Genomic DNA, 20,538 nt, shown 5'->3' with positions numbered 1-20,538 from the left:
TTCTCTTACGATTTGATAAGATTGATAAATTCATCGAACAAATAACGCGAATCGTGAGGACCCGGTGACGACTCTGGGTGATATTGTACGGAAAACGTTTTCTTACCTTTTACTTGAATTCCAGCACAAGTGTCATCATTTAAGTTTATATGCGTTAGCTCGACTGTATCGGACTTTTCAACATCTTCTCTGCTTACTGCAAAACCATGATTCTGTGAGGTCACTTCACTCTTGCCTGATACTAGGTTCTTCACTGGATGATTTAGTCCTCTATGGCCATTGTGCATTTTAAAGGTAGAGATACCGCATGCTAATGAGATGATCTGATGCCCAAGGCAAATCCCAAACAATGGCATATCTTCCGCCATAATTTCCTTAGCTGTTTGGATAGCATAGTCCATTGAAGATGGATCGCCAGGTCCATTGGATAAGAAGTATCCGTTAGGGTTCCAGGCTTTCATTTCTTCGAAAGAAGTTTTCGCATTGAAAACCTTCAAATAGCTACCGCGACTGGCCAAGTGCTTGAGAATACTAGTCTTTACACCAAGATCTAATACTGCAATTTTATGATCAGCATTTTCATCGCCAACAAAGTAAGGTTCTTTCGTACTTACGAATGACGAAAGCTCCAGGCCTTCCATTGAAGGTACTTCCGCTAGTCTTCTTTGTAGTTCATCATCAGACAAATCTTCCGAAGAGATAATAGCATTCATAGCACCTTTACTTCTGATATGACGAACGAGCAAGCGCGTATCCAATTCGGATACACCTACGATGTTGTTCGTCTCTAAATATTCTTGCAAAGAACCATCAGCTAAGTTTCTGCTGTAATCCTCTGAAAATGTGTTGACCACAAGTCCAGTGATCTTTGGTGCATCAGATTCATTTTCTGAATCTTCAACTCCGTAGTTTCCGATGTGAGAGGTAGTATTTATAACGATTTGACCGTAGTAAGAAGGGTCAGTATAAATCTCTTGATAACCTGTCATACCTGTATTAAAGCAGATTTCTGCTCCTACAGTCCCTATTTTTCCGATGGCAATTCCTTCAAAGCGAGATCCGTCTTCTAGTAAGAGGACTGCTTTCTTTTGGGATAAATTCAATGTGTTATGCGACATATGTTGATGGGCGTGCGACTTTTCGCATCGTGCAAAAATAAGCTCAAAAGTTTACCGAGCAAAATGGATTTTAAGAAGGGAGAATTTAGGGCTTAGAGGGGAGGGTTTGAGATGTTAGATGTTAGATGTTAGATGTTAGATGTTAGATGTTAGATGTTAGATGTTAGATGTTAGATGTTAGATGTTGAAAAACGGAAATGCTTGTTATTCGTTATTCCGGCTAGCGTGTGTTTTCTGAAGTTCTCAGGTTATTGTGACTTTCTCAGCAAATAGATTATCAAGAGGACTATCACTAGTAGTATCAACAGACTAGATAAAGAAATCATGAAGTAGGTATCATATAGGCTGAAGTCTACCGAACCAGGCACAAAGTATGTCAGTAGTAACAATACAACCGATATATAAATTAGAAGCCTCTTATTCATCCCCTTGACTCGGTTTGATTAAGTGTAGACGTGTCAACCAAAATAATGCAATTCCAATGAGAATACTATTACCAAAAAACGTCACTGTTTGAAATGTAGGCCACTCACCATAGAACCAAATATAGTAGACCAGAGAGGCGATAATAGTTGTATAACACACAGTCAGTAATGCTCTAACCCAGCTAACTATGATCCATCTACTGCCTCGATAGCGCTCAATTAAAAAGAGATAAACCCACAAGACGAAAAAGTATGGAACAGCAAAGAAAAACAGCTCGATAAAGAGAAAATAACCCAATGTAGAACCAAGAGGTTGATCTATAGAGTTGTTAATACTCTGGGTAATCAAAAACACTCCCTTAAGGACTAAGTCGATAACCATGAGCTTGAGAAATATACTATAGAGGTCTTTCAATATCTCTTCTTTAGACCTCGAAAATATGTGCTTTCAAATTAGCTCACAAAAAAAGGGATTGAACTTGCGCCCAATCCCTTTTGAAATATTTGTTAGAAAGACTATTCTGCGTCCTTCTTTTCTTCTTCTGAATCGTCAGCAGAAGCTTCTGGCTCAGTAGCCTCACCTGCTTCTGCAGCTGGTGCTTCTTCTTCCTCAGTCGCTGCTTCAGTAGTTTCTTCTACTTCTGCCTCAACTACCTCTTCTACCTCAGGAGTTGTCTCTTCTACAGTAGCCTCTTCAACTACTGCTTCTTCCACAACTGCCTCTTCAACCACAGCTTCAGTAGCAGTAGCTTCAACGGCTGTATCAGCTGCTTTCTTCTTACCACCTCTTCTTCTTGTGCTCTTCTTCTTAGGCGCTGCTTCAGTCAACAACAATTCGTTGTAGTCTACCAACTCGATGATACACATATCAGCATTATCACCTAACCTGTTGTTAGTTTTGATAATTCTGGTATATCCGCCTGGACGTGCAGCTACTTTCTCAGCGATTTCGTTGAAAAGTGTAGATACTGAATCCTTGTCTTGTAGGTAAGAGAAAACAACTCTTCTAGAATGTGTTGTATCATCTTTAGCCTTCGTGATCAATGGCTCAACATATTTTCTCAACGCTTTTGCTTTCGCAACAGTCGTGGTGATTCTTTTATGCTGAATCAAAGAAGAAGCCATGTTAGACAGCATTGCCTTTCTGTGAGGCGCTGTTCTACTTAAGTGATTAAATTTCTTCCCGTGTCTCATTTCTCTTACTCCTCTTCGAGTTTATATTTTGCCAAGTCCATTCCGAAAGTCAGGTTCTTGTCAGCAACAAGTTGCTCTAGCTCAGCCAAAGACTTCTTACCAAAGTTTCTGAATTTCATCATGTCTGAAATTTCCAATCTTACCAAGTCGCCCAAAGAACGAACATCAGCAGCTTTCAAGCAGTTGTAAGCTCTAACAGAAAGATCAAGATCGTTCAAGTTAGTTTTCAATAGCTTACGCATGTGAAGCATTTCTTCATCTACCTGCTCTGGCTCATCTAGCGCGCCAGTTTCTAGGATCATGTTCTGATCAGAGAATAGCATGAAGTGCTGGATCAAAATGTGAGCTGCACCTTTCAATGCATTCTCAGGGTGGATAGAACCATCAGTTTTGATGTCTAACACAAGCATTTCGTAGTCAGTTTTCTGCTCTACCCTTGTGTTTTCCACGCTGTACTTCACATTTTTGATTGGTGTGAAGATGGCATCAATCGGAATAAATCCGAATACTTGCTCAGAAGGTTTGTTATCTTCCGCAGGAAGGTAACCTCTACCCTTCTCGATTGTCAATTCAATCTCGAACTTGATACCATTGTCTAAGTAACAAACCACGTCTTCTGGATTCAAGATCTCAAAAGCACTAGTGAATTTTCCAATATCACCTGCTGTGAATTTGTCTTGACCTTCGATCACTACATTTATCTTGTTGTCAACGGTGTCAGAAATCTTTTTGAATCTTACTTTCTTAAGGTTCAAGATGATCTCAGATACGTCTTCAACTACACCCTCTATAGTAGAGAACTCATGCAGTACGCTAGGAATCTTAATTCCTGTGATCGCATAGCCTTCTAAAGAAGAAAGTAAAATTCTTCTTAGTGCATTACCAACTGTTACCCCGTAACCTTTTTCCAATGGTTTAAATGTGAACAGACCGTGAAAATCGTCTGCCTTCTCCATCACCACCTTCTCCGGGATTTGAAATGCTAGTATTGACATATATCTAAAATTTAAAAGGTTCTTAAATGTATTATTTAGAGTAAAGCTCGACAATAAGCTGCTCTTTGATATTCTCAGGAATATCTTCTCTAGCAGGCGTATTGATTACCGAACCAGTCATTTCTGACTTGTTCCACTCTAACCAAGGGTATTTCTGTACTGAATTAGCACCTAAGCTCTCAGTGATCAACTCAAGAGATTTTGATTTCTCTCTCACACCAACAACGTCAGTAGATTTTACCTGGTAAGAAGGGATGTTCAACACTTCACCATTGATAGTGATGTGCTTGTGAGAGACTAATTGTCTCGCAGCTCTTCTTGTAGGTGCAATGCCTAATCTGAAAACGATGTTGTCTAGTCTTGTCTCCAATAACTGAAGTAAGATCTCACCGGTAATACCCGATTTTGCTGAAGCTTTATCAAAAAGGTTTGCAAACTGTCTTTCTAACACACCATAAGTGTATTTAGCCTTTTGCTTCTCCATTAACTGGATTGCATATTCAGATTGCTTTCTTCTTCTACTCCTGCCATGTTGGCCTGGAGGATAAGCTTTCTTTTGTAATGCTTTGCTGTGACCAAAAATAGGATCATTAAATCTCCTTGCAATTTTAGCCTTTGGACCTCTATATCTTGCCATTACTAATAATTTCTAAAATTAAACTCTTCTTCTTTTTGGAGGACGACATCCATTGTGTGGTAGTGGTGTTACATCTCTAATGAGTGTTACTTCAATACCAGAGTTCTGGATAGTTCTGATAGCAGATTCTCTACCTGCACCAGGTCCTTTTACAAAGACTTCTACTTTTCTTAATCCCAATTCATATGCTTTTTGAGCACAATCCTGAGCTGCTTGTTGTGCAGCGTATGGGGTATTTTTCTTAGAGCCTTTAAAGCCCATCTTTCCTGCCGAAGCCCAAGAGATTACTTGACCTTGTTGGTTGGTCAAAGAGATGATGATGTTGTTGAAAGACGCCTTGATGTGCGCCTGTCCAAGTGCATCCACCTGTACTACTCTCTTTCTTGCTTTATCTTTTCTTTTCTCAGCCATCTTTATAATATTTTTTAGCTGTTATTATTTAGTAGCCTTTTTCTTGTTCGCAACTGTCTTTCTCTTACCTTTTCTAGTTCGAGAGTTGTTCTTAGTATGCTGACCGCGAACAGGCAAGCCTCTTCTGTGTCTCAAACCTCTGTAACAACCGATATCCATCAATCGCTTGATGTTCAATTGCACTTCAGACTTAAGCACACCTTCGATCTTGAACTCTTCACTAATGATAGTTCTGATCGCTTTCTGCTGGTCATCATCTAGTTCACCAATCTTGGTATTTACATCAATACCAGCTTTGTTCAGCACATAATTAGCTGAGCTACGACCAATACCGAAAATGTATGTTAAACCAATTTCGGATCTCTTGTGATCTGGAATATCTACTCCTGCAATCCTTGCCATAATTATCCTTGTCTTTGTTTGAATCTAGGATTCTTCTTGTTAATCACGTACAACTTTCCGTTTCTGCGGATTACCTTACAATCAGCGCTACGCTTCTTGATGGACGCCTTTACTTTCATCGTTAGTTATTTATACCTGTAAGTAATTCTACCCTTTGTTAAATCATAAGGCGACATTTCAAGCTTTACTTTGTCACCCGGTAATATTTTGATATAGAACATTCTCATTTTACCTGAGATGTGCGCCAGCACAACATGTCCATTTTCCAATTCAACACGGAAGGTCGCATTGGGCAATGCCTCAATGATAGTTCCGTCTTGCTCTATAGATCCTTGTTTCGCCATATTAAAGTTTTACTACTTCTTCTATGTATTTATGCGTTGTCAATATTTCTGTTCTATCCTTGAAGATGGCTACCGTATGCTCATAATGTGCCGATGGCTGACGATCTCTCGTTCTAATGGTCCATCCATCACTTTCCTGAACAATGTTTCTGGCTCCCAAATTGACCATCGGTTCAATGGCGATCACCAAACCTTCATTCAATTTTGGGCCCCTTCCACGTTTTCCGTAGTTCGGTACTTCCGGTCCTTCATGGAGGCTTCTGCCCAAACCATGACCTACCAGCTCTCTCACCACTGTGTATCCTCTGTCTTCCACATATTTCTGGACGGCATAGGCTACATCTCCTATTCTGTTACCAAACTTGGCCTCTTCAATACCTTTATACAACGACTCTTTCGTTGCTTTAAGAAGGGATAATGTCTCGGGGGAAATTTCTCCTACTGGGTAAGTATAAGCGGAATCGCTATGAAAACCTTTGTAGAAGACTCCACAATCTATAGAGATTATATCACCGTCTTTCAATTCGTACTCGCTAGGAAATCCATGAACGACTACTTCGTTCGTAGATATACATAGCGTTGCTGGAAATCCATTGTATCCTTTAAAGGAAGCTTTGGCTCCATGATCTGCGATAAACTCTTCAGCTATCTTGTCCAGATCTTTTGTTTTTACGCCAGCCTTTACATGCTTGGCTACTTCTCCGTGTGCTTTGCCTAATATCTGGGCACTTTCACGAATCAGTTCAATTTCTTCTTCAGTCTTATAAAAGATCATTATGCAACAGCTACACTCTGAGATCTACCTCTCATCTTGCCTGACTTCATCATCCCTTCATAATGTCTCATAAGAAGGTAGCTTTCTATCTGCTGCAAAGTATCTAATATTACACCTACCATAATGAGTAGGGACGTTCCTCCGTAGAACAACGCAAACTGATCACCAACACCCGCATTTCTAGCAAACACAGGTAATACTGCGATGATTGCTAAGAAAATAGATCCTGGTAATGTAATTCTATCCATTACATCTCCTATGAAGTCTGAAGTAGGCTTACCCGGCTTAATACCTGGGATAAAACCACCATTTCTCTTCAGATCGTCAGCCATACTCGATGGGTTCACCGTGATCGCTGTGTAGAAGAATGTAAATGCTATAATCAAAATACCGAAAACGATATTGTATTGCCATGAATATGGATTGGAGAAGATAGTTGTAACCTTTAATGCAAAGTCATTCGTATCTGCCCAAACCTGACCAATCAATGTTGGTAAAATCATAAGTGCTTGTGCAAAGATTATCGGCATTACACCAGAAGCATTCACTTTCAAAGGAATGAACTGACGTTGTCCGCCATACACTTTACCACCCACTACTTGTTTGGCGTATTGTACCGGAATTCTTCTTGTCGCCTGTACTAGTGCAACTGTAACCACCACTACGAAGAATAATACGATCAATTCAACCACTGTAAATAGGGCTCTGCTAATACCATTGGTTTCCACAAACTCGAACCAAGCAGCACCTGGCAAACTTGAGATGATACCAATCATGATCAACATAGAGATACCATTACCTATACCCTTGTCAGTAATCTTTTCACCCAACCACATGCAGAACATTGTACCTGATGTTAATAGGATCATTGAAGAGATTAAGAATAGGGTAGGGTCCACATTTGGAGAAACAGCTCCTTGCTGAATGATAGTTACTTTGATGTAACCAAAACTCTGAGCCAGTGTCACCAAAATGGTAAGTACTCTTGTAATCTGTGTAATTTTCTTACGACCAGATTCTCCCTCTTTTTGCATTTTCTGGAAGCTAGGCACTGCCACAGTCATCAACTGAATCACAATAGACGCAGAGATGTAAGGCATAATACCTAATCCAAAAAGGGAAGCCCTACTGAAAGAACCTCCTAATAATGTATTTAAAATACCAAGTATACCACCATCTGTGTCGCTCAGCGCAGCTGGGTCAACTCCTGGAAGTACAACAAAAGAACCAAGTCTGAAAATGATAAGGAACCCTAGCGTAGCTAGGATTCTATTCCTTAGTTCCTCGATGGAAAAAATGTTCTTTATGGTGGTAAAGAATTTCTTCATATTATTAAAGGTTTGTAACTGTTCCTCCTGCCTTTTCTATTGCCGCTGTAGCAGCTGCAGAAAATTTGTGGGCCGTTACTTCTACTTTAGCTTTTAATTCGCCTCTTCCTAATACTTTGATCAAGTCGTTCTTTGCTGCCAAACCGTTCTCTACCAATGTCTCATTAGTAATGGCAGAAGCACCAGTCTTCTCAGCTAAGGCTTGAAGTGTATCAAGGTTGATTGCTTTATACTCTACTCTGTTCGGGCTTGTGAAGCCAAACTTAGGTACACGTCTCTGTAAAGGCATTTGACCGCCTTCGAAACCAGACTTACGTGAATAACCTGATCTTGACTTAGCACCTTTGTGTCCTCTTGTAGAAGTACCACCTCTACCAGAACCTTGGCCACGTCCTATTCTTTTGCTACTCTTAGTAGAACCTTCTGCAGGTTTTAATGTATTCAGTCTCATCTTATGCTTCCTTTACAGATACAAGGTGATTTACTTTATTTACCATTCCAGCAATCTGAGGAGTCAATTCAACTTCAACAGATCTGTTGATTTTGCCTAGACCCAAGGCTTGAATAGTTCTCTTCTGCCTTTGAGGTCTGTCGATGGTGCTTTTTACTTGTGTGATAATAACCTTTGCCATGATCTCTTAACCGTTAAAAACTGTGTTCAATTCAACGCCTCTTTGCTGTGCAACAGCGTAAGGATCTCTCATTTGCAATAGGGCATCAAAAGTAGCCTTCACCACGTTATGTGGGTTAGAAGAACCTTTCGATTTCGCTAGTACGTTTTGAATACCTGCACTTTCAAATACTGCACGCATCGCACCACCAGCAATTACTCCTGTACCTTCAGATGCTGGCTTTACCAACACAAGACCTCCACCGAACTTACCAAGTACTTCATGTGGTACTGTCCCTTTGAATACTGGAACTTTCACTAAGTTCTTCTTAGCATCATCTATTCCTTTAGTAATCGCATCCGTTACCTCGTTGGCTTTACCCAAACCATAACCGACAACACCATTTCCGTCACCAACAACGACAATTGCAGAGAAGCTAAATCTTCTACCACCTTTTACCACTTTGGCAACTCTCTTTATTGCTACAACCTTCTCTTTCAAGTCGATTTCACTAGCCTTAATTGCTTTCATATTCTGTGTCATCTCGATTAAAATTTAAGACCGCCTTCTCTTGCTCCTTCAGCCAAAGCTTTCACTTTACCATGGTAGATGTATCCGTTTCTATCGAATACTACCTCAGTAATTCCATTCGCCACTGCCTTTTCAGCCAATTTCTTTCCAACTTCTTTAGACATCTCCACGTTGGTGTTTTCTTTTGCACCAAGCTCAGCAGATGAAGCTGCTACTAAAGTATGTCCCTTCTGATCGTCAATGATCTGGGCATATATTTTCGCATTACTCTTGAATACCGAGATTCTAGGTCTTTGCGTAGTACCAGAAATCTTTGCTCTGATACCTTGTTTGATTCTAAGTCTACTATTTCTAACAGCCATGATCTATTATTTAGCAGCAGTTTTACCAGCTTTCCTTCTAATTTGCTCACCAACAAATCTGATACCTTTTCCTTTATAAGGCTCGATCTTTCTCAGTGATCTCAATTTTGCCGCAACCTGACCGATCAATTCTTTATCAGCACTTGTAAGGGTTACGATAGGGTTTTTACCCTTTTCCATTTTAGCAGCAGCCTGAACTTCAGTAGGCACAGACATGTAGATGTTATGTGAGTAACCTAAGTTTAGCTCTAAAACGTTGTTTGCAACAGCCGCTTTATAACCTACACCTACTAGTTCTAACTCTTTAGTAAAGCCAGCACTAACACCTTCTACCATGTTATTGATAAGAGAACGATACAGACCATGAAGCGCTTTATGTCTTTTTTGCTCTGTTGGTCTCTCTACATTAACAACACCTTCGTTGATTGAAACCTTGATATCAGGATTAACCTCTTGGCTTAATTCTCCTTTTGGTCCTTTTACAGTTACTACATTTTCAGCAGAAACATCTAAAGTTACACCCTCAGGAAGATTTACCGGTTTATTACCAATTCGTGACATTCTTTCTCAGTTCTTAGTATACGTGACACAAAACTTCACCACCAATATGCTCGGTTCTTGCTTCCTTATCGGTCATAATACCTTTAGAAGTAGAAACGATAGCGATTCCAAGACCATTTAATACTCTTGGTAAATCATTCGCACCAACATACTTTCTTAGACCAGGCTTGCTAATTCTTTCGAGCTTAACGATTGCTGGTTGTTTAGTAGAGGGGTTGTACTTCAAAGCAATTTTGATGTTGCCTTGAGGACCATTCTCTTCAAACTTAAAGTTCTGGATGAACCCTTTTGAATGAAGCACCTTTGTGATTTCCTTCTTCACCTTCGAAGAGGGAACTTCGACTACTCTGTGATTCGCACTGATGGCGTTTCTTAGTCGCGTCAAATAATCTGCTATTGGATCAGTCATTTTATTTTTTTTGTGTGTTCCAGATCACTCTGGGCCACTTTGTACCTCTGGCGATATCTCCCAGAAAGCAATATTTTATAAAAGTTAAATACCTTCCGCCCGAAAGCGGGCTGCAAAGGTATTAAATTAATTCAGTTATTAAAAGAAAAGTAATTACCAACTTGCTTTGGTCACACCTGGTATTTTACCAGCTGAAGCCATCTCTCTGAAAGTAACCCTAGAGATACCGAATTTTCTCATGTATCCTTTAGGACGTCCAGTAAGTTTACATCTGTTGTGAAGTCTTACAGGAGAAGCGTTTCTAGGTAATTTATCTAAACCTATGTAATCACCTTCAGCCTTAAGTCTTGCACGCTTAGCTGCATACTTTGCTACAAGTTTTTCTCTCTTTCTTTCTCTAGCTTTTACTGCTGCTCTAGCCATTTCTAGTCGTTATTTTTTTTACCACCTGCGAAAGGCATACCGAATGCTTTCAACAATTCGTAGCTTTCTTCATCTGTATTTGCAGTCGTAACAAATGTTACATCCATTCCTGAAATCTTGTTTACCTTATCGATAGAGATCTCTGGGAAAATGATTTGCTCTTTGATACCTAAAGTGTAGTTACCTCGTCCGTCAAAGCCTTTGTCTTTAACGCCTCTGAAGTCTCTTACCCTTGGAAGTGCAATATTCAAAAGACGATCGATGAATTCATACATTCTATCGCCTCTCAATGTAACTCTTGCACCAATTGGCATTCCTTCTCTCAACTTAAAGTTTGAGATTGAATTTTTAGCAACAGTAGCAACAGCTCTCTGACCAGTAATAGTCGTAAGCTCTTCAACTCCAATGTCTACCAACTTCTTGTCTGCTACAGCCGCACCAATACCTTTATTCACTACTACTTTAGTGATCTTTGGCACTTGCATTACAGAGGTGTACTCGAACTTCTCTTTTAAAGAAGGAACGATCTCTGCATTATATTTTTCTTTTAATCTCGGACTAGCCATTCTTAATTACCTCCCCAGATTTTTTAGCGTATCTAACTAATTTACCATTGTCATCAGCCTTACGACCTACTCTTGATGCTTCACCACTTGAAGGATCTACCACCATAAGATTTGACAAATGAATAGAGGCCTCAGTTTTATCGATGCCACCATTTGGATTGCTTGCTGATGGTTTAATGTGTTTAGAAACAACATTCACACCTTCTACAATCGCTCTATATTTTGCAGGATGTACTTCTAGTACTTTGCCTGTTTTGCCTTTAGAGTTTCCAGAGATCACTTTTACGGTGTCTCCTTTTCTCACGTGAAGCTTTACTGTTGATGTAGCCATGATTTATAGTACTTCAGGAGCTAGTGAAACAATTTTCATGAATTGCTTTTCACGCAATTCTCTTGCAACTGGACCGAACATACGAGTACCTCTCGGCTCATCGTTCTGGGTCAGCAATACAGCAGCATTATCTTCGAACCTGATGTAAGAACCGTCCTTACGTCTTACTTCTTTTTTGGTTCTAACTACTACTGCTTTAGAGACAGTACCTTTTTTAAGGTTACTTGAAGAGTGAGCTGATTTTACAGAAACTACAATCATGTCTCCTACGCTAGCGTACTTTCTTTTTGTACCTCCTAGCACACGAATACAAAGCACCTCTTTGGCACCACTGTTATCCGCTACATTAAGTCTTGATTCTTGCCTGATCATAATTACTTAGCCCTTTCAATAACTTCAATTAGTCTCCAACGCTTATTCTTACTCAGCGGACGAGTCTCCATGATCTTAACAGTATCTCCGATACCACAATCATTTTTCTCGTCATGAGCGGCAAACTTGGAAGTTTTCTTAACAAACTTTCCATAAATCGGGTGCTTCTCACGTCTTTCGACAGCAACAGTAATGGTTTTATCCATTTTGTTACTCGTCACAATCCCAACTCTTTCTTTTCTAAGATTTCTAGTCTCCATGCTCATCTTATTTAGCTAATTCCTTAGCTCTTAATTCTGTTTTCAATCTTGCGATCAATTTCTTCGCCTGTCTGATCTTCATAGGATTTTCGATAGGAGAAATAGAGTGAGCAAAATTCAATTTCTGAAGGCTTTCTACCTCAGTTCCGATTTTTTCCTGTAGCTCCTCAACAGAGAGGGCTGCTATTTCCAAATTCTTCATAACTATCCTACGTAATCTCTACGAACAACAAACTTTGTTGAGATTGGAAGTTTTTGGGCCGCAAGCCTCAAAGATTCCTTCGCTAATTCAACATTTACTCCTGAAGACTCAAAAAGTATGGTTCCAGGCTTAACACATGCTACCCAATAATCAGGTGCACCTTTACCCTTACCCATCCTTACTTCAGCAGGTTTCTTAGTAACAGGCTTGTCTGGAAAAATTCTGATCCAAACTTGACCTTCTCTCTTCATCGCTCTTGTCATGGCGATACGAGCAGCTTCAATCTGGCGGCTTGTGATCCAACCTGGCTCAAGCGACTTAATACCAAATGTTCCAAAAGACAAAGTGTGACCTCTTTGTGCGATACCACGCACACGGCCCTTTTGCATCTTTCTAAACTTAGTTCTCTTCGGCTGTAACATCTTCTCTCTTGTTTAAAAAGGTGATTACTTCTTCTTATTTCTGTTAGGTCTTCTTGCTCCTCCGCCTCTTCTATCTCTGTCGCCACCCATTTGGTTGCTGGCGCCCACATTTGGAGAAAGGTCCCTTTTACCGAATACCTCACCTTTGAAGATCCATACTTTGATACCAATCTTTCCGTAAACAGTATCTGCTTCAGAAATAGCATAATCGATATCAGCTCTTAGCGTATGCAAAGGAATTCTTCCATCCTTGTACATTTCAGTACGTGCCATTTCAGCACCACCTAATCTACCAGAACATTTGATTTTGATTCCCTGAGCTCCAACTCTTACTGCAGAAGCAATTGCTTGCTTCATGGCTCTTCTATATGAAATTCTTGCTTTTAGTTGCTGAGCGATTGACTCACCAACCAACTTTGCGTCTAGTTCAGGACGTTTGATTTCGAAGATATTGATCTGAACATCTTTGCCAGTCAATTTTTTAAGCTCTTCTTTAATACGATCAACTTCCTGACCACCTTTACCAATAACAACACCTGGTCTAGCAGTGTGTACAGTGATGGTAATTCTCTTAATAGTACGCTCGATGATTACCTTAGAGATACCACCTTTTGGGATACGTGCATCGATGTACTTTCTGATCTCTTGATCTTCAACCAATTTACTTGGGAAGTCTTTACCACCGTACCAGTTGGAATCCCAACCTCTTACGACACCCAATCTGAACCCAATAGGATTTACTTTCTGTCCCATCTGTTATTTATCAGTTTCGTTATTTACTTCTTCAACTACTTCAGCGGTGACGTCAGCATCGTTCTTAGAAGCGATGACAATAGTCACATGATTAGATCTCTTTCTGATTCTATGAGCTCTACCCTGTGGAGCAGGTCTCAATCTCTTCAGCATACGGCCACCATCAACTCTGATTTCTTTGACATAAAGATCTGCATCTTCTAGTCTTTCATCTTCGTTTTTAGCTTGCCAGTTCGCAATAGCAGAAAGCAACAATTTCTCAAGTCTTGCAGCACCTTCTTTAGCTTCGAACTTTAACATGTTCAATGCTCTGTTTACCTGCTGGCCTCTGATCATATCAGCAACCATTCTCATCTTACGAGGAGAGGTAGGTACATTATTTAGTTTTGCTATTGCTTCCATTATCTTCTCTTATCTTTTTTAGCAATGTGACCTCTGAAGTTTCTAGTTGGTGCAAATTCTCCGAATTTGTGACCTACCATATTTTCAGTGACAAAGACAGGAATGAATTTGTTTCCGTTGTGTACAGCGAAGGTATGACCAACAAATTCAGGTGAGATCATCGATCTTCTGGACCATGTTTTGATCACTGATTTCTTGCCAGAGTCATTCATGGCATCGACTTTATTTTCAAGTCTGAAATCGATATAAGGTCCTTTTTTTAATGAACGTGCCATTGTTGATTATTTCTTCTTTTTACCAATTATCAATTTGTTCGAGTACTTCTGAGGAGTACGTGTCTTCTGACCTTTGGCATAAATACCATTTCTAGATCTTGGGTGACCTCCAGAAGATTTACCTTCTCCACCGCCCATTGGGTGATCGACAGGGTTCATCACAACACCTCTTACTCTTGGTCTTCTACCTAACCATCTCTTACGGCCAGCCTTACCGAGTCTCACATTCATGTGCTCAGCATTACCAACAGAACCGATAGTAGCCATACAAGTAACAAGTACGTTTCTCATTTCGCCAGAAGGCAATTTCATAGTGGCGTACTTACCTTCTCTTGCAACAAGCTGCACATAAGAACCTGCACTTCTTGCTAAAGCTGCACCTTTACCTGGCTTGAATTCCACATTGTGTACGATTGTACCCAATGGAATACTAGCTAGAGGTAAAGCATTACCCACTTCTGGTGCTACATTCTCTCCAGACACTACAGTCTGTCCAACTTGTAAACCATTAGGAGCAATGATGTATCTTTTCTCTCCATCAGCGTAGAACAATAAAGCTACTCTTGCTGATCTTGACGGATCGTACTCAACACTCTTTACCGTTGCCGGTACATCAAATTTTTCTCTTTTGAAGTCGACAATTCTCAACTTCCTTTTATGACCGCCACCCATGTAGCGCATGGTCATTTTACCGCTGTTATTTCTACCACCAGATCTTTTCAGAGGAGCTAACAACGACTTCTCAGGAGTTGCCGTAGTTACATCTGCGAAATCAGGAGCTACTCTGCCCCTTGTTCCCGGTGTCATTGGTCTTAGTTTCTTAACGCCCATTGCTCTCTAATTAAATGCCGCTGTAAAAGTCAATTACTTCACCATCAGCAACAGTTACGATGGCTTTCTTAAACGAATTCTTTCTTCCTGAAATGATTCTGGACTTAGTGTATCTAGACTTCATTTTGCCTTGATACCTCATAGTGTTCACATCTTCTACTGTAACACCATACATATCTTCTACTGCTTTCTTGATTTCGACTTTGTTAGCGTTTTCATCAACGATGAAACCGTACTTGCCGCTCTCATTAAGCTCTGATACTTTCTCCGTTACTAAAGGCTTCTTTAAAATACTCATGTCGCTTACTTTAGTAGGTTTTCAATTTTCTCAACTGAACTCTCGCTGATCAACAAGCTGTCTGCATTCAATACATCATATGTACTTAATGTGTCAGCAGTGATCACCTTAGTGTTTTGCAAGTTGCGTCCTGAGATAGCTACGTTCTTGTCTTCATTAGAAACCACAAAGAGTGTTTTCTTGTCTGCAACAGAAAGGCTATTCAAAACATTTACAAAATCCTTAGTCTTAGGAGCATCAAAAGAGAAGTCTTCCAAAACCATTAGGTTATTATCCTTGGCCTTATAAGCCAAAGCAGATTTTCTTGCTAAAGCCTTAAGTTTCTTGTTCAACTTAAAACCATAGTTTCTTGGTCTTGGACCGAATACACGACCTCCACCTCTAAAAATTGGTGACTTAATACTACCAGCTCTGGCAGTACCAGTTCCTTTTTGCTTCTTAATCTTTCTAGTAGAACCAGAGATCTCTGCTCTTTCCTTCGACTTGTGAGTACCCTGACGTTGGTTAGCCAAGTATTGCTTCACATCTAGGTAGATCGCGTGATCGTTTGGCTCGATCGCAAAGATATCATCAGAAAGGCTCACCTTTCTACCAGTATCTTCTCCGCTATTTTTTAATACTGCAATCTCCATTTTCTTATTTCTCTAGTACTACGATTGAATTCTTAGCGCCAGGTACAGACCCACTCACTACAATAAGATTCTTCTCAGGTACAACCTTCATTACTTCAAGGTTAATCACTGTTACTCGATCGTTACCCATTCTACCTGCCATGCGAGTACCTTTAAATACTCTTGCAGGATATGAAGCACCACCGATAGAACCAGGAGCTCTCAACCTATTGTGTTGACCGTGCGTAGCCTGTCCAACACCACCGAAGCCATGTCTTTTAACTACACCCTGAAATCCCTTACCTTTTGAAGTACCGATAGCATCAACAAAATCACCTTCTTTGAACACATCTCCGACAGTAATTTGGTTACCCAACTCTACCATTCCTTCAAATTCCTCACGGAAATCTCGAAACTCAACTACCTTTTGCTTTGGAGTTGTATTGGCCTTTTTGAAGTGACCTTTCAACGCATTGGGAGTATTTTTCTCCTTACGCTCTCCATAAGCTAATTGAACAGCTTGGTATCCGTCTGTTTCCTCATTTTTTACTTGCGTTATTACGCAAGGACCAGCCTCTATCACCGTGCATGCGACATTACGTCCATCGGCACTGTATACGCTAGTCATTCCGACTTTTTTTCCGATAATTCCAGACATCTTTCAATTCATTTAAAGCACCATAAACAGAGTGCTCCCGCGAAACGGACTGCAAAGATAGGGATTTAATATTTTGTAGCAAACAGTGCTCATTAATTTTGAGCAATAATTTACAGCTATCTCTTCAGTCCTTCTCTCGACTTGTTTTAAGCATAAAAAAGAGGCCATTCTTTACAGAACAGCCTCTTTTGAGTTATTTAAAAAGGTACTTAAACCTTGATCTCTACATCAACACCTGAAGGTAATTCAAGCTTCATCAAAGCATCAACAGTCTTAGCACTTGAAGAGTAGATATCTACTAATCTTTTGTATGTGCAAAGCTGGAATTGCTCACGAGCTTTTTTGTTCACGTGTGGAGATTTCAATACTGTAAATTTCTCTTTTACTGTTGGTAATGGAATAGGACCACTCACTACAGCTCCAGTAGTTTTTACTGCTCTCACAATTTTCTCTGATGACTTATCCACCAAGTTGTGATCGTATGACTTTAATTTAATTCTAATCTTCTGTGTCATTATAGTAAAATTTACAGCTTATTCTCCTTTTGCTTTTTTGATAACCTCTTCGGCAATTCCGTTCGGTACTGCTTCGTAATGAGAGAATGTCAAAGAAGCGGTAGCTCTACCAGAAGACATTGTTCTCAAATCAGTTACATAACCGAAAAGTTCTGAAAGTGGCACGTCTGCTTTTACAACAGTAGAAGTACCTTTTGTATCCATACCTTTCATGATACCTCTTCTTCTGTTCAAGTCACCAGTAATACTACCAGTGTACTCGTCAGGAGTTACCACATCAACGGCCATAATTGGCTCCATCAATTTAGGGTTGGCTTTTCTAGCAGCTTCTTTGAAACCTAATCTAGCAGCCATTTCGAAAGATAGTGAATCCGAATCCACATCGTGGAAAGATCCGTGATACAACTTCACCTTCATTCTCTCTAGAGGATATCCCGCTAGTGGACCATTATCCATGGCAGAAGCAAAACCTTTTTCAATTGCTGGAATGAATTCTCTTGGAATCACACCACCAGTAATTGCGTTTTCAAATTGCAATCCATCCTTATCGTGATCTGCGTCTTGAGGGCCTAGTTCGAATACGATATCCGCAAACTTACCCTTACCACCAGACTGCTTCTTATAAACCTCTTTGTGATCAACCAATGAGTTGATAGATTCTTTATAAGCCACCTGAGGTGCTCCTTGATTCACTTCTACTTTGAATTCTCTCTTCAAACGATCCATGATAATGTCAAGGTGAAGCTCACCCATTCCTCTAAGGATAGTTTGTCCAGTTTCTTCGTCAGTATTTACTCTTAGGGTAGGATCTTCTTCCACTAGTTTAGCGATTGCCATACCTAGTTTATCAACATCCGCCTGAGTTTTAGGCTCAATCGCGTATCCAATTACCGGATCAGGGAAGTCCATTGATTCAAAAACAACTTTGTGCTTCTCATCACATAGGGTATCTCCTGTTTTGATATCCTTAAATCCTACCACTGCAGCAATATCACCAGCATGAAGACTATCAATAGCATTCTGCTTGTTTGCGTGCATCTGGAAGATTCTAGAGATACGCTCTTTCTTATTTGTTCTTGTATTGTATACGTAAGAACCAGAATCAAGCATACCTGAGTAAGATCTTACAAAGCACAGACGACCTACAAATGGGTCAGTAGCAATCTTAAATGCAAGCGCTGCGAATGGATCGTCTGGAGAAGGCTTTCTAGAAGTTTCTTCTTCAGTATCTGGATTAGTTCCGATAATGCTTTCTCTATCCATTGGTGAAGGAAGCAATTCCATCACGTAGTCAAGAAGCGTTTGAACACCTTTATTTTTGAATGCAGAACCACACATCATTGGAACGAAATCCAAGTTGATAGTAGCTTGTCTCAATGCTGCTAGAATCTCGTCTTTAGTAATTGAATCAGGATCTTCGAAGAATTTCTCCAATAATGAATCGTCATATTCAGCGATTGCCTCTAAAAGACCTTCTCTGTATTCCGCAACTTCATCGACCATATCCGCAGGAATTTCGATTTCTTCGAAAGTCATTCCTTGGTCAGCTTCGTTCCAAACGATCGCTTTGTTCTCTACCAAGTCAACCACTCCTCTGAATCCTTCTTCTGCACCGATAGGTAATTGCAAAGGCACTGCTTTAGTACCAAGCATTTCTTTCACCTGACCACAAACCATAAGGAAGTCAGCACCTGCACGGTCCATTTTGTTGACAAAACCGATACGAGCTACTTTGTAGTTATCCGCAAGTCTCCAGTTAGTTTCAGACTGTGGTTCAACACCGTCTACAGCTGAAAACAAGAACACCAAACCATCCAATACTCTCAATGATCTGTTCACCTCTACTGTGAAGTCAACGTGACCGGGAGTGTCAATGATGTTGATGTGATACTCATTGTCTTTGTAAGGCCAGAAAACAGTAGTAGCAGCTGAAGTAATTGTAATACCTCTTTCCTGCTCCTGCTCCATCCAGTCCATTGTAGCAGCACCATCGTGCACTTCACCAATTTTGTGAGATACACCGGTGTAATATAGTATACGCTCGGTGGTAGTAGTTTTACCAGCATCGATATGCGCAGCAATACCGATGTTCCGAGTCAATTTTAAATCTCTTGCCATTTTAGTTTAGGAATTAAAATCTAAAGTGTGAAAATGCTTTGTTTGCGTCTGCCATTCTGTGTGTATCGTCTTTCTTCTTCACAGCAGCACCCTCACCCTTAGAACCGGCAATAATTTCTCCAGCTAGTTTTTCAGTCATGGTTTTCTCACCACGCTTACGCGCGAACATGATCATCCATTTGATGCCAAGTGATGTCTTACGACCTGGTCTTACCTCGATAGGCACTTGAAAAGTAGCACCACCTACTCTTCTACTCTTCACTTCGACTGACGGCATGATATTACTCAATGCTTTCTTCCAAGTTTCAAGACCATTCTCACCAGTACGCTCTTCTACTAGCTCAACTGCTTTGTAGAACGTATTGTAGGCAATACTCTTCTTTCCATCGATCATTAGATAGTTCACAAACTTTGTCACCAAAGTATCGTGGAACTTAGGATCGGGAAGAATATATCTCTTCTTTGGTTTAGCTTTTCTCATTACTTATATAATTGTCTATTTTTTGTCTTTTGGACGCTTAGCGCCATATTTTGATCTTCTTTGAAGACGACCACTTACTCCTGCAGTGTCAAGTGCACCACGAATGATGTGATATCTTACACCTGGAAGGTCTTTTACTCTACCTCCTCTGATCAATACAATTGAGTGCTCCTGAAGGTTGTGACCTTCTCCAGGGATATATGCGTTCACCTCTTTACCATTGGTCAACCTTACCCTTGCCACTTTTCTCATAGCCGAGTTAGGTTTTTTAGGTGTAGTCGTATATACCCTTGTACAAACACCCCTTCTTTGTGGGCAGCTATCTAATGCTGGAGATTTTGACTTTGAAGTCAATTTCTTTCTGCCCTTACGTACTAGTTGGTTTATAGTAGGCATTTACAATTTTTTAGATTTATTAATTCCTAGTTAAATTTTCGGACTGCAAAGGTAGTAAAAGAAGTTTCCGAAACAAACACCCTATCTCAAATAAAATGTCTCTGATTTCTAGCTTCTTAAAACCAGACTTTCTTAGTCCTGAACATAAAAAAGGGCTGCCGAAGCAACCCTTCTAATTCGTAATATTTATTCTTAGTTAAGCCTCGCCTACTGTGCCTCCAAAATTCATTGGGAATTTCGGTGGTTCTTCGCTTTGCTTAATTGGACCAAAGTGATTTTCGAACTTGTCGATATTATCCTTTAGTGCCAATAGCAATCGCTTGGCGTGCTCAGGCGTAATTACAATTCTCGATTTTACTTTTGCCTTAGGAACCCCAGGCATCATTTTGATAAAATCGATCACAAACTCACTGTTCGAATGAGCAATCATTGCCAGGTTCACATATTGTCCTTCCGCAATTTCTTCCGAAAGTTCAATATTCAATTGGTTCTGATTTGCTTGCTCGTTCTGATCAGCCATT

General features: G+C 40.2%; 36 protein-coding genes. All 36 read right to left on the bottom strand.

The window, feature by feature from the left end; translation table 11 throughout:
• Positions 1-5: 5 nt before the first annotated feature.
• On the bottom strand, positions 6-1,118 hold the full coding sequence (gene carA / locus BFP97_RS19535; RefSeq protein ID WP_069844025.1) for a glutamine-hydrolyzing carbamoyl-phosphate synthase small subunit: 1,113 nt from the start codon (positions 1,116-1,118) through the stop codon (positions 6-8).
• 417 nt (positions 1,119-1,535) lie between these two features.
• Positions 1,536-1,958 (bottom strand): hypothetical protein, encoded by a 423-nt coding sequence (locus BFP97_RS19530; protein WP_069844024.1) that lies wholly within the window; start codon positions 1,956-1,958, stop codon positions 1,536-1,538.
• Positions 1,959-2,059: 101 nt separating this feature from the next.
• The gene (rplQ, locus tag BFP97_RS19525) at positions 2,060-2,737 is read right to left on the bottom strand and encodes a 50S ribosomal protein L17 (RefSeq protein WP_069844023.1); all 678 of its coding nucleotides are present in this window, start codon (positions 2,735-2,737) and stop codon (positions 2,060-2,062) included.
• A gap of 5 nt (positions 2,738-2,742) precedes the next feature.
• Positions 2,743-3,732 carry a DNA-directed RNA polymerase subunit alpha gene (locus BFP97_RS19520; RefSeq protein ID WP_069844022.1) on the bottom strand — a complete coding sequence of 330 codons (990 nt, stop codon included), beginning with the start codon at positions 3,730-3,732 and terminating at the stop codon, positions 2,743-2,745.
• Positions 3,733-3,763: 31 nt separating this feature from the next.
• Positions 3,764-4,369 carry a 30S ribosomal protein S4 gene (rpsD, locus tag BFP97_RS19515; RefSeq protein ID WP_069844021.1) on the bottom strand — a complete coding sequence of 202 codons (606 nt, stop codon included), beginning with the start codon at positions 4,367-4,369 and terminating at the stop codon, positions 3,764-3,766.
• Between the two features lie 18 nt (positions 4,370-4,387).
• Positions 4,388-4,780: a 30S ribosomal protein S11 gene (gene rpsK, locus BFP97_RS19510; RefSeq protein WP_069844020.1), complete on the bottom strand. Its 393-nt coding sequence runs from the start codon at positions 4,778-4,780 to the stop codon at positions 4,388-4,390.
• 24 nt (positions 4,781-4,804) lie between these two features.
• A complete protein-coding gene (gene rpsM / locus BFP97_RS19505) occupies positions 4,805-5,182 on the bottom strand; it encodes a 30S ribosomal protein S13 (RefSeq protein WP_069844019.1) in 378 nt (125 codons plus the stop codon).
• Positions 5,183-5,184: 2 nt separating this feature from the next.
• The gene (ykgO, locus tag BFP97_RS20400) at positions 5,185-5,301 is read right to left on the bottom strand and encodes a type B 50S ribosomal protein L36 (RefSeq protein ID WP_045460160.1); all 117 of its coding nucleotides are present in this window, start codon (positions 5,299-5,301) and stop codon (positions 5,185-5,187) included.
• Between the two features lie 6 nt (positions 5,302-5,307).
• Complete coding sequence (infA, locus tag BFP97_RS19500) at positions 5,308-5,526, bottom strand: translation initiation factor IF-1 (RefSeq protein WP_069844018.1); 219 nt, start codon at positions 5,524-5,526, stop codon at positions 5,308-5,310.
• A 1-nt stretch (position 5,527) separates the two neighbouring features.
• Positions 5,528-6,301 carry a type I methionyl aminopeptidase gene (gene map / locus BFP97_RS19495; protein WP_069844017.1) on the bottom strand — a complete coding sequence of 258 codons (774 nt, stop codon included), beginning with the start codon at positions 6,299-6,301 and terminating at the stop codon, positions 5,528-5,530.
• Complete coding sequence (gene secY / locus BFP97_RS19490) at positions 6,301-7,629, bottom strand: preprotein translocase subunit SecY (RefSeq protein ID WP_069844016.1); 1,329 nt, start codon at positions 7,627-7,629, stop codon at positions 6,301-6,303. Before secY ends, map begins: the two co-directional genes overlap by 1 nt.
• Before the next feature lie 4 nt (positions 7,630-7,633).
• Positions 7,634-8,080, bottom strand: a complete 447-nt coding sequence (rplO, locus tag BFP97_RS19485) for a 50S ribosomal protein L15 (RefSeq protein WP_069844015.1) — start codon at positions 8,078-8,080, stop codon at positions 7,634-7,636.
• A 1-nt stretch (position 8,081) separates the two neighbouring features.
• On the bottom strand, positions 8,082-8,261 hold the full coding sequence (rpmD, locus tag BFP97_RS19480; RefSeq protein ID WP_069844014.1) for a 50S ribosomal protein L30: 180 nt from the start codon (positions 8,259-8,261) through the stop codon (positions 8,082-8,084).
• A gap of 6 nt (positions 8,262-8,267) precedes the next feature.
• Positions 8,268-8,783 carry a 30S ribosomal protein S5 gene (gene rpsE, locus BFP97_RS19475; RefSeq protein ID WP_069844013.1) on the bottom strand — a complete coding sequence of 172 codons (516 nt, stop codon included), beginning with the start codon at positions 8,781-8,783 and terminating at the stop codon, positions 8,268-8,270.
• Positions 8,784-8,788: 5 nt separating this feature from the next.
• Positions 8,789-9,133 carry a 50S ribosomal protein L18 gene (gene rplR, locus BFP97_RS19470; protein ID WP_069844012.1) on the bottom strand — a complete coding sequence of 115 codons (345 nt, stop codon included), beginning with the start codon at positions 9,131-9,133 and terminating at the stop codon, positions 8,789-8,791.
• Between the two features lie 6 nt (positions 9,134-9,139).
• Positions 9,140-9,694 (bottom strand): 50S ribosomal protein L6, encoded by a 555-nt coding sequence (gene rplF, locus BFP97_RS19465; protein ID WP_069844011.1) that lies wholly within the window; start codon positions 9,692-9,694, stop codon positions 9,140-9,142.
• A gap of 13 nt (positions 9,695-9,707) precedes the next feature.
• Complete coding sequence (rpsH, locus tag BFP97_RS19460; protein WP_069844010.1) at positions 9,708-10,103, bottom strand: 30S ribosomal protein S8; 396 nt, start codon at positions 10,101-10,103, stop codon at positions 9,708-9,710.
• 153 nt (positions 10,104-10,256) lie between these two features.
• Positions 10,257-10,526 (bottom strand): 30S ribosomal protein S14, encoded by a 270-nt coding sequence (gene rpsN / locus BFP97_RS19455; protein WP_069844009.1) that lies wholly within the window; start codon positions 10,524-10,526, stop codon positions 10,257-10,259.
• A 2-nt stretch (positions 10,527-10,528) separates the two neighbouring features.
• Positions 10,529-11,092 (bottom strand): 50S ribosomal protein L5, encoded by a 564-nt coding sequence (gene rplE / locus BFP97_RS19450; RefSeq protein WP_069844008.1) that lies wholly within the window; start codon positions 11,090-11,092, stop codon positions 10,529-10,531.
• Entirely contained in the window at positions 11,085-11,423 is a 339-nt protein-coding gene (gene rplX / locus BFP97_RS19445; protein WP_069844007.1) for a 50S ribosomal protein L24, read from the bottom strand. The genes rplE and rplX overlap by 8 nt, the downstream gene beginning before the upstream one ends.
• A gap of 3 nt (positions 11,424-11,426) precedes the next feature.
• Positions 11,427-11,795: a 50S ribosomal protein L14 gene (gene rplN, locus BFP97_RS19440; RefSeq protein ID WP_069844006.1), complete on the bottom strand. Its 369-nt coding sequence runs from the start codon at positions 11,793-11,795 to the stop codon at positions 11,427-11,429.
• Between the two features lie 2 nt (positions 11,796-11,797).
• Positions 11,798-12,055, bottom strand: coding sequence for a 30S ribosomal protein S17 (gene rpsQ / locus BFP97_RS19435; protein WP_069844403.1), 258 nt, complete (start codon positions 12,053-12,055; stop codon positions 11,798-11,800).
• A 7-nt stretch (positions 12,056-12,062) separates the two neighbouring features.
• A complete protein-coding gene (rpmC, locus tag BFP97_RS19430) occupies positions 12,063-12,257 on the bottom strand; it encodes a 50S ribosomal protein L29 (RefSeq protein ID WP_069844005.1) in 195 nt (64 codons plus the stop codon).
• Between the two features lie 2 nt (positions 12,258-12,259).
• Positions 12,260-12,679 (bottom strand): 50S ribosomal protein L16, encoded by a 420-nt coding sequence (gene rplP / locus BFP97_RS19425; RefSeq protein WP_069844004.1) that lies wholly within the window; start codon positions 12,677-12,679, stop codon positions 12,260-12,262.
• A 24-nt stretch (positions 12,680-12,703) separates the two neighbouring features.
• On the bottom strand, positions 12,704-13,432 hold the full coding sequence (rpsC, locus tag BFP97_RS19420; RefSeq protein WP_069844003.1) for a 30S ribosomal protein S3: 729 nt from the start codon (positions 13,430-13,432) through the stop codon (positions 12,704-12,706).
• A 3-nt stretch (positions 13,433-13,435) separates the two neighbouring features.
• Positions 13,436-13,834, bottom strand: coding sequence for a 50S ribosomal protein L22 (gene rplV, locus BFP97_RS19415; protein WP_069844002.1), 399 nt, complete (start codon positions 13,832-13,834; stop codon positions 13,436-13,438).
• Positions 13,834-14,109 (bottom strand): 30S ribosomal protein S19, encoded by a 276-nt coding sequence (rpsS, locus tag BFP97_RS19410; RefSeq protein WP_069844001.1) that lies wholly within the window; start codon positions 14,107-14,109, stop codon positions 13,834-13,836. Before rpsS ends, rplV begins: the two co-directional genes overlap by 1 nt.
• A 6-nt stretch (positions 14,110-14,115) precedes the next feature.
• Positions 14,116-14,940, bottom strand: a complete 825-nt coding sequence (rplB, locus tag BFP97_RS19405) for a 50S ribosomal protein L2 (protein ID WP_069844000.1) — start codon at positions 14,938-14,940, stop codon at positions 14,116-14,118.
• A gap of 10 nt (positions 14,941-14,950) precedes the next feature.
• Positions 14,951-15,238 (bottom strand): 50S ribosomal protein L23, encoded by a 288-nt coding sequence (gene rplW / locus BFP97_RS19400; protein ID WP_069843999.1) that lies wholly within the window; start codon positions 15,236-15,238, stop codon positions 14,951-14,953.
• 5 nt (positions 15,239-15,243) lie between these two features.
• A complete protein-coding gene (gene rplD, locus BFP97_RS19395; protein ID WP_069843998.1) occupies positions 15,244-15,870 on the bottom strand; it encodes a 50S ribosomal protein L4 in 627 nt (208 codons plus the stop codon).
• A 4-nt stretch (positions 15,871-15,874) separates the two neighbouring features.
• The gene (gene rplC, locus BFP97_RS19390) at positions 15,875-16,507 is read right to left on the bottom strand and encodes a 50S ribosomal protein L3 (RefSeq protein ID WP_069843997.1); all 633 of its coding nucleotides are present in this window, start codon (positions 16,505-16,507) and stop codon (positions 15,875-15,877) included.
• Between the two features lie 209 nt (positions 16,508-16,716).
• Positions 16,717-17,022 carry a 30S ribosomal protein S10 gene (gene rpsJ / locus BFP97_RS19385; protein ID WP_069835034.1) on the bottom strand — a complete coding sequence of 102 codons (306 nt, stop codon included), beginning with the start codon at positions 17,020-17,022 and terminating at the stop codon, positions 16,717-16,719.
• Between the two features lie 18 nt (positions 17,023-17,040).
• A complete protein-coding gene (gene fusA / locus BFP97_RS19380) occupies positions 17,041-19,140 on the bottom strand; it encodes an elongation factor G (protein ID WP_069843996.1) in 2,100 nt (699 codons plus the stop codon).
• A 13-nt stretch (positions 19,141-19,153) separates the two neighbouring features.
• Complete coding sequence (gene rpsG / locus BFP97_RS19375) at positions 19,154-19,621, bottom strand: 30S ribosomal protein S7 (protein ID WP_069843995.1); 468 nt, start codon at positions 19,619-19,621, stop codon at positions 19,154-19,156.
• Between the two features lie 15 nt (positions 19,622-19,636).
• Positions 19,637-20,017, bottom strand: a complete 381-nt coding sequence (rpsL, locus tag BFP97_RS19370) for a 30S ribosomal protein S12 (RefSeq protein ID WP_069843994.1) — start codon at positions 20,015-20,017, stop codon at positions 19,637-19,639.
• Positions 20,018-20,213: 196 nt separating this feature from the next.
• A complete protein-coding gene (locus BFP97_RS19365) occupies positions 20,214-20,537 on the bottom strand; it encodes a DUF3467 domain-containing protein (protein ID WP_069843993.1) in 324 nt (107 codons plus the stop codon).
• Between the last annotated feature and the right edge of the window lies 1 nt (position 20,538).

Origin of the sequence: Roseivirga sp. 4D4 (assembly GCF_001747095.1) — a bacterium.
Taxonomy (GTDB): Bacteria; Bacteroidota; Bacteroidia; order Cytophagales; family Cyclobacteriaceae; genus Roseivirga.
The sequence above is the reverse complement of the archived record's forward strand: the minus strand, read 5'-3'. Positions and strand labels throughout refer to the sequence as shown.

Bases quoted from the DNA above. Each gene is read 5' to 3' on its own strand.
- BFP97_RS19520 (WP_069844022.1), bottom strand. From the start codon at position 3,732: ATGTCAATACTAGCATTTCAAATCCCGGAGAAGGTGGTGATGGAGAAG.
- rplF (WP_069844011.1), bottom strand. From the start codon at position 9,694: ATGTCACGAATTGGTAATAAACCGGTAAATCTTCCTGAGGGTGTAACT.
- rpmC (WP_069844005.1), bottom strand. From the start codon at position 12,257: ATGAAGAATTTGGAAATAGCAGCCCTCTCTGTTGAGGAGCTACAGGAA.
- rpsE (WP_069844013.1), bottom strand. From the start codon at position 8,783: ATGACACAGAATATGAAAGCAATTAAGGCTAGTGAAATCGACTTGAAA.
- rplX (WP_069844007.1), bottom strand. From the start codon at position 11,423: ATGGCTACATCAACAGTAAAGCTTCACGTGAGAAAAGGAGACACCGTA.
- rplE (WP_069844008.1), bottom strand. From the start codon at position 11,092: ATGGCTAGTCCGAGATTAAAAGAAAAATATAATGCAGAGATCGTTCCT.
- rplQ (WP_069844023.1), bottom strand. From the start codon at position 2,737: ATGAGACACGGGAAGAAATTTAATCACTTAAGTAGAACAGCGCCTCAC.
- BFP97_RS19365 (WP_069843993.1), bottom strand. From the start codon at position 20,537: ATGGCTGATCAGAACGAGCAAGCAAATCAGAACCAATTGAATATTGAA.
- rpsK (WP_069844020.1), bottom strand. From the start codon at position 4,780: ATGGCTGAGAAAAGAAAAGATAAAGCAAGAAAGAGAGTAGTACAGGTG.
- rplN (WP_069844006.1), bottom strand. From the start codon at position 11,795: ATGATCAGGCAAGAATCAAGACTTAATGTAGCGGATAACAGTGGTGCC.
- rpsS (WP_069844001.1), bottom strand. From the start codon at position 14,109: ATGGCACGTTCATTAAAAAAAGGACCTTATATCGATTTCAGACTTGAA.
- rpsH (WP_069844010.1), bottom strand. From the start codon at position 10,103: ATGACTGATCCAATAGCAGATTATTTGACGCGACTAAGAAACGCCATC.
- rpsD (WP_069844021.1), bottom strand. From the start codon at position 4,369: ATGGCAAGATATAGAGGTCCAAAGGCTAAAATTGCAAGGAGATTTAAT.
- rplB (WP_069844000.1), bottom strand. From the start codon at position 14,940: ATGGGCGTTAAGAAACTAAGACCAATGACACCGGGAACAAGGGGCAGA.
- infA (WP_069844018.1), bottom strand. From the start codon at position 5,526: ATGGCGAAACAAGGATCTATAGAGCAAGACGGAACTATCATTGAGGCA.
- fusA (WP_069843996.1), bottom strand. From the start codon at position 19,140: ATGGCAAGAGATTTAAAATTGACTCGGAACATCGGTATTGCTGCGCAT.
- rpsJ (WP_069835034.1), bottom strand. From the start codon at position 17,022: ATGACACAGAAGATTAGAATTAAATTAAAGTCATACGATCACAACTTG.
- rplO (WP_069844015.1), bottom strand. From the start codon at position 8,080: ATGAGACTGAATACATTAAAACCTGCAGAAGGTTCTACTAAGAGTAGC.
- rpsC (WP_069844003.1), bottom strand. From the start codon at position 13,432: ATGGGACAGAAAGTAAATCCTATTGGGTTCAGATTGGGTGTCGTAAGA.
- carA (WP_069844025.1), bottom strand. From the start codon at position 1,118: ATGTCGCATAACACATTGAATTTATCCCAAAAGAAAGCAGTCCTCTTA.
- secY (WP_069844016.1), bottom strand. From the start codon at position 7,629: ATGAAGAAATTCTTTACCACCATAAAGAACATTTTTTCCATCGAGGAA.
- rpmD (WP_069844014.1), bottom strand. From the start codon at position 8,261: ATGGCAAAGGTTATTATCACACAAGTAAAAAGCACCATCGACAGACCT.
- rpsG (WP_069843995.1), bottom strand. From the start codon at position 19,621: ATGAGAAAAGCTAAACCAAAGAAGAGATATATTCTTCCCGATCCTAAG.
- rplC (WP_069843997.1), bottom strand. From the start codon at position 16,507: ATGTCTGGAATTATCGGAAAAAAAGTCGGAATGACTAGCGTATACAGT.
- ykgO (WP_045460160.1), bottom strand. From the start codon at position 5,301: ATGAAAGTAAAGGCGTCCATCAAGAAGCGTAGCGCTGATTGTAAGGTA.
- rplR (WP_069844012.1), bottom strand. From the start codon at position 9,133: ATGGCTGTTAGAAATAGTAGACTTAGAATCAAACAAGGTATCAGAGCA.
- rplW (WP_069843999.1), bottom strand. From the start codon at position 15,238: ATGAGTATTTTAAAGAAGCCTTTAGTAACGGAGAAAGTATCAGAGCTT.
- map (WP_069844017.1), bottom strand. From the start codon at position 6,301: ATGATCTTTTATAAGACTGAAGAAGAAATTGAACTGATTCGTGAAAGT.
- rplP (WP_069844004.1), bottom strand. From the start codon at position 12,679: ATGTTACAGCCGAAGAGAACTAAGTTTAGAAAGATGCAAAAGGGCCGT.
- rpsQ (WP_069844403.1), bottom strand. From the start codon at position 12,055: ATGGAGACTAGAAATCTTAGAAAAGAAAGAGTTGGGATTGTGACGAGT.
- rpsL (WP_069843994.1), bottom strand. From the start codon at position 20,017: ATGCCTACTATAAACCAACTAGTACGTAAGGGCAGAAAGAAATTGACT.
- rpsM (WP_069844019.1), bottom strand. From the start codon at position 5,182: ATGGCAAGGATTGCAGGAGTAGATATTCCAGATCACAAGAGATCCGAA.
- rpsN (WP_069844009.1), bottom strand. From the start codon at position 10,526: ATGGCTAGAGCAGCAGTAAAAGCTAGAGAAAGAAAGAGAGAAAAACTT.
- rplD (WP_069843998.1), bottom strand. From the start codon at position 15,870: ATGGAGATTGCAGTATTAAAAAATAGCGGAGAAGATACTGGTAGAAAG.
- rplV (WP_069844002.1), bottom strand. From the start codon at position 13,834: ATGGAAGCAATAGCAAAACTAAATAATGTACCTACCTCTCCTCGTAAG.